Annotated in this window: 14 protein-coding genes and 1 pseudogene; 5 read left to right on the top strand and 10 right to left on the bottom strand. The window is 72.1% G+C overall.

All coding sequences use genetic code 11. The features are described from left to right. Nucleotides 1-81 precede the first annotated feature (81 nt). A complete protein-coding gene (locus tag E4099_RS32845) occupies nucleotides 82-225 on the top strand; it encodes a hypothetical protein (RefSeq protein WP_167828300.1) in 144 nt (47 codons plus the stop codon). A gap of 124 nt (nucleotides 226-349) precedes the next feature. Then, nucleotides 350-622: a hypothetical protein gene (locus E4099_RS05995; protein ID WP_135337885.1), complete on the top strand. Its 273-nt coding sequence runs from the start codon at nucleotides 350-352 to the stop codon at nucleotides 620-622. Nucleotides 623-943: 321 nt separating this feature from the next. Here E4099_RS05995 and E4099_RS05990 read toward each other — a convergent pair whose 3' ends face one another. From E4099_RS05990 to E4099_RS05975, 3 genes are all read right to left on the bottom strand, one after another. Then, nucleotides 944-2,398: a Gfo/Idh/MocA family protein gene (locus E4099_RS05990; protein WP_135337884.1), complete on the bottom strand. Its 1,455-nt coding sequence runs from the start codon at nucleotides 2,396-2,398 to the stop codon at nucleotides 944-946. A 353-nt stretch (nucleotides 2,399-2,751) separates the two neighbouring features. After that, complete coding sequence (locus E4099_RS05980; protein WP_209446535.1) at nucleotides 2,752-2,955, bottom strand: hypothetical protein; 204 nt, start codon at nucleotides 2,953-2,955, stop codon at nucleotides 2,752-2,754. Between the two features lie 475 nt (nucleotides 2,956-3,430). Then, on the bottom strand, nucleotides 3,431-4,450 hold the full coding sequence (locus E4099_RS05975) for a carbon-nitrogen hydrolase family protein (RefSeq protein WP_135337882.1): 1,020 nt from the start codon (nucleotides 4,448-4,450) through the stop codon (nucleotides 3,431-3,433). A 390-nt stretch (nucleotides 4,451-4,840) separates the two neighbouring features. Between E4099_RS05975 and E4099_RS35125 the strand changes: the two are divergent. Both E4099_RS35125 and E4099_RS34800 read left to right on the top strand, forming a co-directional pair. Further along, nucleotides 4,841-5,005: pseudogene (locus E4099_RS35125) on the top strand (IS701 family transposase); the annotation flags it as partial. A 53-nt stretch (nucleotides 5,006-5,058) separates the two neighbouring features. Then, on the top strand, nucleotides 5,059-5,190 hold the full coding sequence (locus E4099_RS34800) for a hypothetical protein (protein ID WP_280923487.1): 132 nt from the start codon (nucleotides 5,059-5,061) through the stop codon (nucleotides 5,188-5,190). A 42-nt stretch (nucleotides 5,191-5,232) separates the two neighbouring features. Here the strand turns inward: E4099_RS34800 and E4099_RS05965 are convergent, their stop codons facing one another. From E4099_RS05965 to E4099_RS05940, 6 genes are all read right to left on the bottom strand, one after another. Beyond that, entirely contained in the window at nucleotides 5,233-5,541 is a 309-nt protein-coding gene (locus E4099_RS05965; protein WP_135337881.1) for a hypothetical protein, read from the bottom strand. Nucleotides 5,542-6,187: 646 nt separating this feature from the next. Beyond that, a complete protein-coding gene (gene ptsP / locus E4099_RS05960; protein WP_135337890.1) occupies nucleotides 6,188-7,834 on the bottom strand; it encodes a phosphoenolpyruvate--protein phosphotransferase in 1,647 nt (548 codons plus the stop codon). A 14-nt stretch (nucleotides 7,835-7,848) separates the two neighbouring features. After that, nucleotides 7,849-8,121 carry an HPr family phosphocarrier protein gene (locus tag E4099_RS05955; protein ID WP_135337880.1) on the bottom strand — a complete coding sequence of 91 codons (273 nt, stop codon included), beginning with the start codon at nucleotides 8,119-8,121 and terminating at the stop codon, nucleotides 7,849-7,851. A gap of 209 nt (nucleotides 8,122-8,330) precedes the next feature. After that, nucleotides 8,331-10,403, bottom strand: a complete 2,073-nt coding sequence (locus E4099_RS05950) for a PTS fructose transporter subunit IIABC (protein WP_135337879.1) — start codon at nucleotides 10,401-10,403, stop codon at nucleotides 8,331-8,333. Then, nucleotides 10,400-11,395 (bottom strand): 1-phosphofructokinase, encoded by a 996-nt coding sequence (gene pfkB, locus E4099_RS05945; protein WP_135337878.1) that lies wholly within the window; start codon nucleotides 11,393-11,395, stop codon nucleotides 10,400-10,402. The genes E4099_RS05950 and pfkB overlap by 4 nt, the downstream gene beginning before the upstream one ends. Continuing rightward, nucleotides 11,392-12,153 (bottom strand): DeoR/GlpR family DNA-binding transcription regulator, encoded by a 762-nt coding sequence (locus E4099_RS05940; RefSeq protein WP_135337877.1) that lies wholly within the window; start codon nucleotides 12,151-12,153, stop codon nucleotides 11,392-11,394. The genes pfkB and E4099_RS05940 overlap by 4 nt, the downstream gene beginning before the upstream one ends. A gap of 379 nt (nucleotides 12,154-12,532) precedes the next feature. Here E4099_RS05940 and E4099_RS05935 point away from each other — a divergent pair, with 379 nt between their 5' ends. Then, a complete protein-coding gene (locus E4099_RS05935) occupies nucleotides 12,533-13,021 on the top strand; it encodes a GNAT family N-acetyltransferase (protein ID WP_135337889.1) in 489 nt (162 codons plus the stop codon). A gap of 59 nt (nucleotides 13,022-13,080) precedes the next feature. Here the strand turns inward: E4099_RS05935 and E4099_RS05930 are convergent, their stop codons facing one another. Next, entirely contained in the window at nucleotides 13,081-13,341 is a 261-nt protein-coding gene (locus tag E4099_RS05930; protein ID WP_135337876.1) for a hypothetical protein, read from the bottom strand. Nucleotides 13,342-13,361: the final 20 nt, after the last annotated feature.

Here is a 13,361-nt window from a genome sequence, read left to right as displayed (position 1 = left end):
GAAGGACCCGGCGACGCCGGTGAAGCTGTCCCGCTCGGGCCACCGTCCAGCCGTCGGGCAGGCCGTCGATCCTTCGCCCCGGTGAGTGCCTCGTACGTGAAGTTCACCGCGCTCAACGCACTCAACGGACAGGCGTTCGCCGCGGCCGCAGGGATGCGCGTGTACGGCACCCCGGCGGATCTCCCGACCGGATACCCGCCGGGCGAGCGCCCCACCCGGCAGTAGCGAAGGCCTGAGCGGCCCGGGCACCCGGGCGCGACACGGTCCGGACTGCCCCACCACGGCAGCCGGGCCGTGCGCCGACTCGACGCAGGGCGGGCTGTGCGCGCCCGCCCTGCTGCCACTGATCGTGACCGGTCTGACCCTGCTGCTCGCCTGGATCGCCGCCTTCGTGTCCGACCAGCCCGGCCGGGAGCACTCCGCCGGGACACCCATGCGGGCCGCACTGCAGGTGCCCGGAGTGCTGCCGATGCTGACCGTCACCCTCGTCTTCGTGCTGGCGCACACGATCTTCTACACCCACCTCGCCACCCTCCTCGAGGACCTCGGCTACACCGACTGCCCGGCGCTGAGCGACTCGGACGCGGCGGACCGCCTCGGCCTCGCCGCGGCCGGCGTGTGATCCGCCGCCCACCGCGACCGCCGAGCCGGCCGGACCACCACACCAGGGGTCCGGGCCGGCCGCGTTGCGAAGGCTGTCGAACCGTGATGGACGCCATCCGGGTGCCTGGCATCGGGCCCGGCCGGCCACGGATTTGGCCCGATCACGTCATCGACGACAAGGGCTACAGCTCGAAAGCGATCCGCACCTGGCTCCAGCGCCGCGGCCAGGGCGGTCACCCGCCGGCCTTCGACAGCGAGGTCTGCAAACAGCAACATCTGCCGCAGGTCCGATGCGCGAATCGCACCGGGCCTGCGGCTCGGTCTCACCTCGCTGTGACCGTCACTCTTCGGGGTTCTGCGAGTCCATGCCCGAGCGTGTCTTCTCCCACAGGCCCCGGGTGAAATCGGGGATCGGCTGGGGTGCGCCGTTCGCCTTGATGGATGCGTGGCTGAGTGGCACCGGCGATGTCCAGGTCGCCGCGTCGTACACGTCGAAGTCGGGTACCAGACCGAGTCGCATGCACTGCATCAGGCGGAACACCATGATGTAGTCCATACCGCCGTGTCCGCCGGGCGGGTTGGAGTGCTCCTTCCAGAGCCAGTGATCCCAGTCGGAGTACTTCGAGAAGTCACCCCAGCTGTCGTCGGTGTGGTCCGGTTCTATGTAGATGCGCTCGGGGTAGTCCTCGAAGACGCCCTTCGTGCCGCCGAGGCTGTTGATCCGCGAGTAGGGGTGTGGTGTGGAGACATCATGCTCCAGCCGGATCACGCGCCCCTTCGCGGTCTGGACGAGGCTGATCGTGCGGTCGCTCTCGATGTACGTCTCCTTCCAGCTCGGGTCGCCGTGCGGCATCTTGGCCTCGCGGTACTCGGCGAGCCCCAACGAGGGCGTCCCGAAGCTTGAGATGTGGGTGACGCGGTCACCACGGTTGATGTCCATGTAGTTGGCGACCGGGCCGAACCCGTGGTTCGGGTAGAGGTCGCCGCGCAGCCGCGTGTGCCACAGCCGCCGCCACGGACCCTCGTAGTAGTGCGGATCGAACATCAGACCGCGCAGATCGTGGATGTACGCGCCGGCGCCGTGCAGCAGCTGCCCGAACTTCCCGGCGTGCGCCATGCGTAGGACCCGCAGCTCGTTGCGGCCGTAGCAGCAGTTCTCCAACTGCATGCAGTGCCGCCGCGTGCGCTCGGACAGGTCGACCAGCTCCCACAGCTGATCGAGCCGGAGGGCGATCGGGCACTCCACACCGACGTGCTTTCCGTTCAGCATCGCCGTCTTCGCCATCTCGAAGTGGCTGTCCCATGGCGTCGCCACGTACACGAAGTCGATGTCGCCGCGCTTGCACAGGTTCTCGAAGTCGCCTTCCCCCTTCGTGTACGTCGCGGGCGCAGGCTGGCCGGCATCCGATACCTTCTTCGCGGCTCCCGCGGTCTTCTCCTTGACCGGATCGCACAGAGCGACGACCTGGACGCCGGGCATCGCCAGAAACAGGTCGATCATGCCGCTGCCGCGGTTGCCGAGCCCGATCATGCCGACCCGCACGGTTCCGCGTCGTTCGAACGGCACCCCGATCATCGTTGCGCCCTTGCGAGCGGGTGCCGCGTCGGTGGCCTGGCCGGCGGCGGGAGAGGCCGCGGCCCGGGCGCGGTCGGCGGCGTCGGCGTGTGCCGTGCCACTGGTCAGGGCGCCGAGGCCGAGGCCCGCTCCGGCGATGCTGACACCACGCAGCATCGCACGCCGGGAGTAGCCGTCGGCGGACTCGTCAGGGGCCGGCGTCGTGTTCTCGTCGTGCATCGGACCTCCGTCGCTGGATGGGTTCGCTGCAAGCGCTAGCCACCCTGCGGGAGGTACGGCAGATACTCAAGGGGTTAGAAAAAGGGCGTTGGACTTTTGGACATCGTCGCCTACGGGTGTGTAGCGCGCTCCAGTTCCGACAGGGCCGAGTAAATGGGGCCGGCCGCGTCCTTCGCGAGCGTGAACCGGCCCGGCCCGGCCCGGCGCGGGCTCGGGCAGCCAGCCCCGGGCCACCAGCAGCTTCGCCTTCGACCGCAACGACTCCGCCTTCGCCGGTACTACCTCCACGCCGGAACAAGTGGCCATCTCCTCGTGTGTCAGCGGACCTTGACCGAGCCGTCGGCGGTCGGGGTTCATGACCTTGGAGTTGATGAACCCCACCGGCCACGCCGGTCGGGCCCCGCGTACTCGTCGTCGACAAGGAACCCGTCGAGGGACAGCGCTTCCGGGTCGCCCGCACCGACGTTGTTGACGAGGAAGTCGATCCCGTCGACCGCGGCGAGTCCCTGAGCGACGATGGACCGCGCCCCGTCGCGGGTGCTCAGGTCGACCGACACGGCCGTAGCGGACCTTCTCCAGCTTGGGAGTGACGGTTCGGGCGGCACCCGGACGATGCGGCTCACGGGCTGTGCGCAGAGGAGCACGATGACTCCGGCGGCTCGGATCCGCATCGGTGTCTTCGTGTCAGTCAGCGGCCGGCCGAGGGCGTCGAGGCGCTCGGCGTCGCTCGGTGCGGCCCGCCGGGCGCAGATGCCCAGATCGGTCTCGCCCGGGTGCTGGTGTTCCAGGGCAAGGCCCAGCGGGCCGAACAGTTACTGGAGGCCGTCCTCGCCGCCGGGGACGCGGGGTGACGACCCCGGCCGGGACGGATTCGCTCCGGGCGCTGACCGACGGCGGCTCGCGGGGAGTGCGCTCCGGGCGCACGGCGGGCCGCGAGATCGGAAAGCCTGGTGGCTCAAGCCCTACCCGCACGAGCGGTGGACCGACAGTCGTAAGAACGCCGGTGAACCGGCCCGCACCCACGCCCGTGACTCATTCCGTCCCGTCCACGGTCTCGGGTCCGTCGTCGCCAGGGGAGGCGGGCCACTGGCGGTAGCTTTCGTCGTGCCAGAGCGGACGGTGGTCGACATGCAGGCCGAGGATCTCTGGTCGCGCGTAGTGGCCGCGCGAGTCGACCCAGACCTTGACGGCGTTGAGGTCGTCGAGGTTGATCGCGGCGGTCACGAGCCGCTCCTCAGGGCCGGTGTGCGGGCCTGCGAGATACTGAGTGAAGGGATGGATCACCGCCGACCAGCCGCCGCCCGCAGTGATGTGCTCCTGCGGGCCGAGGGTGGACGCCATCCAGCTCAGACATGTCTGATCGACCGGGTTGCCCGCGGAGACCACGAACGTCTGGGCGGTGAGGGCGTGGGTCTTCGTCATCGCGTCGATCTGTACGTCGGCGACCGTCTCGAAGCCGGCCATGGTCGACAGCCCGGGCCAGGCCGCCGCATGGATCTCCTGCCCTTGGGCGATCAATGCCTGCCGGGCCAGGTTCATGGTGTGCTCCCAGCAGACCAGTCCACCGATCCGACCAAGCGCGCCGTCGAACACCCGCAGCGTGGCGCCGCCGCCCTGAGCCCACACGATCCGCTCCGCGTAGGTGGGCTGGAGCTTGCGGTGCACTCCGAGCAACGCCCCGCCGGGATCGATGAAGACCTGACTGTTGAAGCAGGTGCGGGTGCCTTCGAGACGTTCGCTGACGCCGAGGACCGCCCCGACGCCGGCCCGTCGGCAGGCCGATTGGATCCGGGCGGTCTGAGGTCCCGGCACCTCGACGGACGCCCCGGCGTAGGCGGCGTTGGCGGCCTGCTGGTCCAGCGGGGCGTACGCCTCGATCCAGTACGGGTAGCCGGGCACGAAGGTCTCCGGAAATACCAACAGGTCGACGCCTTCCCGCCCGGCCTGCTCGATGAGGTCGACAGCCTTGTCGACCGTCGCCTCGGTGTCCATGAACACCGGCGCGGCATGGACCGCCGCTACCGTTCGCCTCCTGGCAGCGGGAGAGGGCATGGGATCCTCCTCGAGAGCGGTATGACCAGCGGGCCCGACGGCGAACCGTGGACGAACAGCGGCGTGCCGGGCCCGTCGCCCCGACACACCTGCCCCACCACGCTGTTCGGAGACGCACTGGCCCCTACGGACGCAACCCCAACGGGGCCGGTCGGCGCAGTGTGCCACGGTCCGCTGCCACTCGTACGGGACTTCGCCGCAATCCCCGCCCGACACGAGCCTGCTCCGGCGGCGCAGCACGCGTTCGGTAGTCCGGCTTCCTTGCCTGATACTCCAGTCGCGTTCGCTATCGTCACTGGTCAGGGGCGTGTTCTCGAGTGCAGCGAGGTGATGTCCCGTCAGTTTTTTGAGAGTTCGTTACCTAGGCTGCAGCGGGCCGTTGTGCTTGTCATGCAAGATGATGTGCGGCCTGGTATTTGGTCGGCGGAGCTGGAAGAGCTACTGGTGCGGATGGGGCGCCGGTTCGAGGGAGTGGACCCGCGGCGGCGGATACGGGCCTATGTGCGCGGCCTGCTCGGACCGGTTGGCCGGAAGAACAGCTGGCAGCTGGCCGAGCAGCCGGATCCACCCGCTACGTCCACGGCACCACCGCCTACACCACCAAGGTCATGTCCTATGACCGGCTCTACCGGCCGACCCGGACCGACACCGTCATCGACACCGCCGCCGGAGCGGCAGCGCTGTTCGAGGAGGTGGGCCATGGCACGGCTCCCCAACCCGCCACCCTCGGCCGCCGGTGAACGGCGAAGCGGCACCGCGCACCGCTGCCCCTGTGGGCCGGTTCAGGCGCGGCGCAGGTCCGGGGTGATCACGCGGACCAGGTCGCTCTCGGAGATTCCGCTCTCCGAGGTGAACATCAGCGCGGGGTGGTGCGGATCCTCGGGCTTGTCCAGGGTGATGACCGCGAAGGGCTCGTCGTAGCTCCGGCAGTCCTGGGTACACACGGTGTACTTCTGGGTGAAGACCCGGGCCGGGCCGAGCGCGGTGCGTACCGTACGGGCCGACTTGTCGACGTCCGCCGGGATGTCGGCGGCGGTGCGGTAGTGCGGGTGCCGTCCGTTGGGCGGCTTCAGGTTCACCTCGGTGTCCACCTCGCAGGTGGTGGAGAGCGAGGACCACGAGTAGGCGACGGAGCCCGGACGGTTCTCGTTCTTGGCGTCGACGGCCCACTGCCCATGGTCGTGCTCGCACCCCTTCGGAGGAGGGTGCCCCAGCGGCGGGGTGTGCCCGAGTAGCCCTCTGCGAGTCGGAAGTGGGGGATTCCGTGGCCGCCGGCCTGGTGGACGACGCCCGGGTCGGCGGCGCGGTCCCAGCCTGCCCCGAACGGTGCGTCCGACGTGGAAGGCTTGGTGGACTTGGTGGACTTGGTGGACTTGGTGGACTTGGTCGGCTTGGACGGGCCGGCCTGGTCGTCGCCGTTGCACCCGGTCAGCACGGTCACCGCGACCACCGCCAGGCAGGCCAGCCACCTGCGGGTGCCTGTCCGCCGGCGCATCCCCTGGCCTGTCGCTCGCATCCGGCTGTCCCCTGCCCGTTCGTTCCGCGCCACCCGCTCGGTGACCGTTCGCGAGTCTGGGACGCGGGGTGACGGTGGCTGGTTTCCGACGGTGTACGGGCTACGGGCGCTCGCCGTAAGAGGTGTCCGAGCGTGGACAGCCCAGCGGGCCCGCCCGCCCGGCTGCCTCAAGCGGGCGGGCGGGCCCACACTGTGCCCCGCCGTATCCGGCGGTCGATGGGTCAGCCCAGGGTGGCCAGTACCTCGGCGCGGGCGGTGGCTGCGTCGGGCGCCGCGAGGGCGCGGTCGGCCAGGCGGCGGCAGTCGTCCAGGGTGTGCGCCGCGAGGGCGGCCCGGACCTCGCCCAGGCAACTCGGGGCGGCCGAGAGGCTGGTGACCCCGAGGCCGGTCAGGACCAGGGCCAGCGCCGGGTCGGCGGCCGCCTCGCCGCACACCCCGACCGGACGGCCGTGCCGCTCCCCCGCCTGTGCGGCCATGCGGATCAGGTCGAGCAGGGCCGGCTGCCAGGGGTCCAGCAGCGCGGCAAGGCTGCCGAGGGTCCGGTCGGCGGCGAAGGCGTACTGGGCCAGGTCGTTGGTGCCGATGCTGAGGAACTCGCAGCTTCGCGCCACCGCCCCGGCGCGCAGCGCGGCCGCCGGGACCTCCACCATGGCTCCGGCGGTGCGCAGCCCGTGGGCGCGGGCCGCCGCGGCGAAGTCGGCGGCCTCCTCGGGCACCGAGACCATGGGGGCCATCACCCACACCTCGGCCGTACTGCCCTCCGCCGCCTTCGCGATGGCGGCCAGCTGGGTACGGAGCAGTTCGGGGTCGCGGGTGGCGGTGCGCAGGCCGCGTATGCCGAGGGCCGGGTTCTGCTCGTCGGGGGCGGTGGCGAACGGCAGCGGTTTGTCCGCACCCGCGTCGAGGGTGCGGACGACGACACGGCGGCCCGCGAAGGCGGTGAACACCTCCCGGTAGGCGGCGGTCTGCTCCTCCAGGGAGGGGGCCTGGGCGCGGTCGAGATACAGGAACTCGGTGCGGAACAGCCCCACGCCCTCGCTGTCGGCCGCCGCCGCGGCCGGCAGTTCATGCAGCGCGCCCAGGTTGACCAGCAGTTTCACCGGGTGGCCGTCGGAGGTCCGGCCGGGCCCGCGGGTGCGGGCCGCCTGCCGGCGGCGCCGCTCCTCGCGGGCGGCGGCCTCGGCGACGGTCTCCGGCCGCGGGTCGGCCTCGACGGTGCCGGCGGCCCCGTCCACCAGCACCGGCCGGCCGTCGGTCAGCCGCTCCGCGTCCTGGCAGCCGACCACTGCGGGCAGGCCGAGGATCTTGGCCAGGATCGCGGTGTGGCTGGTGGGGCCGCCCCGCTGGGTGACCAGGGCGAGGACCGTGGCCGGGTCGAGCAGGGCGGTGTCGGCGGGGGCCAGGTCGTCGGCGACCAGGACGTACGGGTGGCCCGGGTCCGGCAGGCCGGGCATGGGCAGGCCCAACAGCCGCGCCACCGAACGGTCCCGCAGGTCGTCCAGGTCGGCCACCCGTTCGGCGAAGTAGCCGCCGGCCGCTTCGAGTCCCGCGCGGAACTCGCCGAAGGCCGCGGCGAGCGCGTGCGGTCCGTCGGTGCCGTCCAGGACCAGGGCCGCGGCCCGGTCGGCGAGCGTCGGATCGGCGGCCATCAGGGCCTGGGCGCACAGCACCTCGGCCGCGGCGCCCGCGGCGGCTGCCGCGCGCTGCTCCATGTCGGCGGCGACCTGGCACAGTGCCGCGCGGACCGCGGCGGCCTCGGCAGCTGCCTCGGCTCCCGCGACGGTACGCGGCGCGGGCAGGGCGGGCGGCGGCGCCATGCGGGCGACGGGGCCGGCGGCGCTGCCGGACCCGACCCCGATGCCGGTCATCAGGGCCGTCACGGCTACTCCTTGGCGTCGAGGTCGGCGGCGATCAGGGCGGCCAGTTCCTCGATGGCGGTCTCCGCGCCGTCTCCTTCGGCGGCCAGCACCACGGTGTCGCCGTGCTGGGCACCCAGGGCCAGCACGGACAGCAGGCTCCGGGCGTCGACCGGGGGCTGGCCATCGCGGGCGACGGTCACCTTGACCGGCTGCTTGGCGGCGGCCTGGACGAACAGCGAGGCCGGCCGGGCGTGCAGTCCGCTGCGGGAGCCTACGGTCACAGTGCGCTGGGGCATGGGTTCTCTCTCCTTCGAGTGGATGGCCCTGGGATGGGGTCGGGATGGTGGGGGTTGGGAGCCCGGCCCCGCGGAGGGGCGAGGGGGTCGGTGTCTCCGCGGGACCGGGCGGTTTGGGTGGCCGGGCAGCCGGTTCGCCGGATCGGTTCGCCGCGACCTGCGGCCTGGCGGCCGGTTGGCGTGGGGGCGGGGTGCGGTGCGGCCTTGGGTCAGGCCGCGGCCGGTGCCGTGGCCTGCTGCTTCGCCGGGGCGGACGCTTCGGCCTCGCCGCGCATGCCCTTCAGCAGGATGACGAGGCCGGCGGTGACGGCCGTACCGGCGGCGATCGCCACGAGGTAGAGCAGCGGCCGGCCGATCAGCGGCACCACGAACATGCCGCCGTGCGGGGCCCGCAGGGTGCAGCCGAAGAGCATCGACAGCGCACCGGTGACCGCGCCACCCGCCATGGCGGAGGGGATCACCCGCAGCGGGTCGGCCGCCGCGAAGGGGATCGCGCCCTCGCTGATGAAGGAGGCGCCGAGCACCCAGGCGGCCTTGCCGTTCTCCCGCTCGGCCGTGGTGAACAGCTTGCCGCGCACCGTGGTCGCCAGCGCCATGGCCAGCGGGGGCACCATACCGGCGGCCATCACCGCGGCCATCGTCTTGAGACTGTTGTCGGTCGGGTTGGTCAGGCCGCCGACGGCGAAGGCGTACGCCACCTTGTTGACCGGGCCACCGAGGTCGAAGCACATCATCAGGCCGAGAACGATGCCCAGGATCGCCGCGTTGGCGCCGGAGAGTCCGTTCAGCCAGTCGGTGAGGGCGGACTGCGCGGAGGCGATCGGCTTGCCGACGACGATGAACATCAGGAAGCCGACGACCGCGGCGGACAGCAGCGGGATCACGACCACGGGCATGATGCCGCGCAGCACCGGCGGGATGGGGACGCGCTGGATGGCCATGACCACCGCGCCGGCCAGCAGACCCGCGACGAGGCCGCCGAGGAAGCCCGCGTTGATGGTGACCGCGATGGCGCCGCCGACGAAGCCGGGGACCAGGCCGGGGCGGTCGGCCATGCCGTAGGCGGTGTATCCGGCGAGTACCGGTACGAGGAAGCCGAACGCGGCGGCTCCGATCTGGAAGAGCAGCGCGGCCCAGCTGGAGTGGTCGGTCCAGACGAAGTGATCGGCGACCGAGGGCGCCTTGTTGATCTCGTATCCGCCGATCGCGAAGGCCAGGGCTATGAGCAGGCCGCCCGCGGCGACGAACGGGACCATGTAGCTGACGCCGGTCATCAGCCACTTGCGCAGCCGGGTCCCGAAGTGCTCGCCCGGCTCGCCGGCGGCGTCCATGGGGGCCGAGGCGGCGGCGGGGGCGGTCGTCTCACCGCGCTCCGCCTTCTTCCGGACCTCGGCGATGAGCTCGGCCGGGCGGCTGATGGCGGCCTTCACCCCGACGTCGACGGTCGGCTTCCCGGCAAACCGGGCCTTCTCCCGTACCGGGACATCGTGGGCGAGGATCACGCCGTCCGCGGCGGCGATCACCGCGGGGTCGAGCTGGGTGAAGCCGGCCGAGCCCTGGGTTTCCACGGTCAGTTCGACGCCCTCGGCCTCGGCGGCCTTCTGCAGGGACTCGGCGGCCATATAGGTGTGGGCGATGCCGGTGGGGCACGAGGTGACCGCGACCAGCCGGAGCACGCTGCTCGCCGCGGGAGCCGGGGCGGCGGCACCGGCGCCAGGCCCGGCGGACAGTTCCGGCTCCGCCGGAGCGCCCGTGCCCGTAGCCGCATCCGTGCCCGTAGCCGCATCCGTACCCGTAGCCGCGTCCGTGCCCGCCGCCGCGCCCTGCGCGGCCGCCGCCAGCTGTTCGCCGCGGATGAGGGCCGCGGCAGCGGCCGGGTCCCGCTCGGCGCGCAGGGCGCCGGTGAAGTCCGGGTCCATCAGCCGGCGGGCCAGACTGGAGAGGATCGTCAGGTGGGCGTCGTCGGCCCCCGCCGGGGCGGCTATCAGGAAGACCAGGTCGGCGGGGCCGTCCGGCGCGCCGAAGTCGATGCCCCGGCCGCTGCGGCCGAAGGCCAGCGTCGCTGCGGTGACGTGCTCGCTGCGGCAGTGCGGGATACCGATCCCACCGTCCAGGCCGGTCGGCATCTGGGCCTCGCGCGCCGCCACGTCGGCCAGGAAGCCTTCGAGGTCGGTGACCCGTCCCTGGGCGGTCATGCGCTCGGCGAGCGAGCGGGCGGCGGCTTCCTTCGTCTCGGCGGACAGGTCGAGGTCGACCAGCTCCTTGGTGATCAGCTCACTCATTGCACGGATCCTTGCTCGGGGGTCCACTCTGCGGGGCGGCTCGGGAATCGGACCGGCTCGGTCAGGGAGCGGTCCACGGGGATGTCCGCGGTCGTGGTGACGGCGGACAGGTCGAGGTCGGCCGGGGCCGGCATGGCGCTGCCCGGCAGCTGGACGGCGGCCGCGCCGTGGGCGACGGCTGCGGAGAGCGCCGCGGGTCCGCTGCCGCCGGCCGCCAGGAAGCCGGCCAGGGAGGCGTCACCCGCGCCGACGTTGCTGCGGACCGCGGCGACCGGTGCGCTGCCGAAGTAGCGGCCCGAGCCGTCGACCAGCAGCTGTCCGTCCGCGCCCAGGCTGGCCAGCACCGCCTGGGCGCCGCGGTCGCGCAGCTCCTCCGCGGCCTTGACCACGTCGCCGATGGTGACCAGCGGGCGGCCGACGGCCTCGGCGAGCTCCTCGGCGTTCGGCTTGACCACGTCGGGCCGCTCGGCCAGGGCGGCGGTCAGCGCCGAACCCGAGGTGTCCAGGGCGATCCGTGCTCCGGCTCGGTGGATCCGGGCCACCAGCTCGGCGTACCACTGGGGTGGCAGACCGCGCGGCAGGCTGCCGCAGCAGGCGATCCAGTCGGCGGCGCCGGAATGGGCACGTACGGCCTCCAGCAGGGCCTCGGACTCCGCCGCCGTGATCTCGGGCCCGGCCGCGTTGACCTTGGTGAGGGTGCCGTCGGGCTCGACAAGGGTGACGTTGACCCGCGTAGTGCCGGCGACCGGGACCCCCGCCGCCTCGATGCCCAGGTCGCCGAGGAGCCGGGCGAGCAGGGCGCCCTCGGGGCCGCCCAGCGGCAACACGGCGACGGTGCGCTGCCCGGCCGCGGCGACGGCGCGGGAGACGTTGACACCCTTGCCGCCGGGGTCGACCCGGTCCGTGGTGGCCCGCAGCACGGCACCGCGGTCCAGGACAGGCAGCTCGTAGGTGCGGTCCAGGCTCGGGTTCGGGGTGATGGTGAGGATCATGCGCGTACTACTTCCGTGCCCTGCCGTTCGATGGCCCGGGCGTCTTCGGGGCTGAGCCCGGTGTCCGTGATGAGCAGGTCGACCGAGGAGAGGTCGGCGAAGCGGGCGAAGTGCTCCTCGCCGAACTTCCGGGAGTCGGCGAGCAGCACGACCCGGCGGGCGGCGGAGACGATCGCCTGCTTGACGGCGGCCTCGGCCAGGTCGGGCGTGGTCAGGCCGCCGTCGAGGGAGAAACCATTGGTGCCGAGGAAGACAACATCGGCCTTGATCTCGCCGTAGGCGCGCAGCGCCCAGGCGTCCACGGCGGCGCGGGTGCGGTGCCGTACCCGGCCGCCGACCAGGTGGAGGGTGATGCCGGGGTGGTCGGCGAGCCGGGCCGCCACGGGCAGGCCATGGGTGACGATGGTCAGCGCCGATTCCACCGGGATCGCGGCGGCGAGGCGGGCGGCGGTGGTGCCCGCGTCGAGGATCACGCTGCCGTCCGCGGGCAGCTCGGCCAGCGCCGCCTGTGCGATGCGGTCCTTCTCCTCAGCGGCGACGGCATCGCGCTCGGCGAGGTCCGGCTCGAAATCGAGACGTCCCGCGGGGATGGCGCCGCCGTGCACACGGCGGACCAGCCCAGCGCCGTCCAGAGCCTTCAGATCACGCCGCACGGTCTCGGGGGTGACCTGGAACTCCTCCGCGAGGGACAGCACATCCACCCGGCCGCTCTCGCGGGCGAGGCGAAGGATCTCCTGTTGGCGCTCCGCTGCGTACATGTGGGATTACGTCCGTTTCAATGCCCGACTCTGTTGTTCTGGTGCACGTTACGCGGGTGATGCGTGGAAGTAAACACACTCGGGCAAAAAACAGACGCAAGCGGCGCGGAGGCGGCGACGCGGAGCCGCCGGACTCGGGCGTTTACGTCGATGCCACCGGACCGGTGCGGTCGCGGAGCGCGCGCGAATACCCGGTGCGGCGGGGATCGGATCGCGGCAGGATTCGCGTATGGAGCCGCCCCTTGACGTGCCTGAGCTCGCTGCTCGTGGCGGGATCACGCTTCGACCGTGGCGGAACATCGAGGCCCCCTTCGGGGCGCACGGCACGAGCCCCGGCCGCTGGGTCCGGGAGCGGACCGATGGCGATGTCGGGCAGTGTGTGCGGGTCCTCGCGGATGTCCACCGGCGTGACGGCTATCCGGTGAACTGGCCTGACCGGCCCGGCGCGTGGCTGTCGCACGGCGACCTGCTGGGGGCCTGGGTTGCAGAACTGGGCGGTCGGCTCGTCGGGCATGCCGCTCTGTCCCAAAGCGGCGAAGGCGATGTGGCCCCGGGATTGTGGAGCGAGCGGACCGGGGCGGCACGGGAGCTGACCGCCGTGGTCAGCAGGCTGTTCGTGGCCCCGCGGGCGAGGGAGCATGGGACCGGTGCGCTGCTGGTCGGGCGGGCCGTGGAGCGTGCGCACCACCATGGCCTGCATCCGGTGCTCGATGTCGTGGCGACCGATACAGCGGCGGCGGCCCTGTATGAGCGGCTGGGCTGGGAACTGATGGCCACGGTCCAGCAGCAGTGGAGCCCGTGTCAGACGGTAGGCATCCGCTGTTACGCGGCGCCCCCCGTGACGCGGTTGGTCGCGGCCGCTCGTTGAGGGCCGCGACCACCACGGTCCGCCTCCTGGAGGACGGAGCCTGTCCGGTCTCGAGTCGACTACAGGCCTACCGACAGATCGGCGTGTGCCTCAGCCGACTGGTACTCGGAATCGCCGGCGAACTTCGCGTCGACGCCTGAGGCCAGTGTGCTGGCGACCATCACCGGATCGCCGACCTTGGAGCCGGAGTTGAACGCGGCGGTGCCGGTCTGGTCGGTGCGCGCCGTGCCTATCTTCTGACGGCTCGCGGTGCTGAGGAAGCTGATACCCCCGTCCCGAAATCGGCTGACCGCCGTTATCGGTGAGCTGGGCCTCGACATCACCGCTGATCGGCGAGTTC

The sequence above is a fragment of the Streptomyces palmae genome (assembly GCF_004684805.1).
Taxonomy (GTDB): Bacteria; Actinomycetota; Actinomycetes; order Streptomycetales; family Streptomycetaceae; genus Streptomyces; species Streptomyces palmae.
Note: the sequence above shows the minus strand (reverse complement) of the source record. Positions and strands in the feature narration are given on the sequence as shown.

Excerpts from the sequence above, each read along its gene's own strand:
- E4099_RS05975 (WP_135337882.1), bottom strand. The coding sequence starts at position 4,450 with ATGCCCTCTCCCGCTGCCAGGAGGCGAACGGTAGCGGCGGTCCATGCC.
- E4099_RS05940 (WP_135337877.1), bottom strand. The coding sequence starts at position 12,153 with ATGTACGCAGCGGAGCGCCAACAGGAGATCCTTCGCCTCGCCCGCGAG.
- E4099_RS05950 (WP_135337879.1), bottom strand. The coding sequence starts at position 10,403 with ATGAGTGAGCTGATCACCAAGGAGCTGGTCGACCTCGACCTGTCCGCC.
- ptsP (WP_135337890.1), bottom strand. The coding sequence starts at position 7,834 with ATGACCGGCATCGGGGTCGGGTCCGGCAGCGCCGCCGGCCCCGTCGCC.
- E4099_RS34800 (WP_280923487.1), top strand. The coding sequence starts at position 5,059 with ATGTCCTATGACCGGCTCTACCGGCCGACCCGGACCGACACCGTCATC.
- E4099_RS05930 (WP_135337876.1), bottom strand. The coding sequence starts at position 13,341 with ATGTCGAGGCCCAGCTCACCGATAACGGCGGTCAGCCGATTTCGGGAC.
- E4099_RS05990 (WP_135337884.1), bottom strand. The coding sequence starts at position 2,398 with ATGCACGACGAGAACACGACGCCGGCCCCTGACGAGTCCGCCGACGGC.
- pfkB (WP_135337878.1), bottom strand. The coding sequence starts at position 11,395 with ATGATCCTCACCATCACCCCGAACCCGAGCCTGGACCGCACCTACGAG.
- E4099_RS05955 (WP_135337880.1), bottom strand. The coding sequence starts at position 8,121 with ATGCCCCAGCGCACTGTGACCGTAGGCTCCCGCAGCGGACTGCACGCC.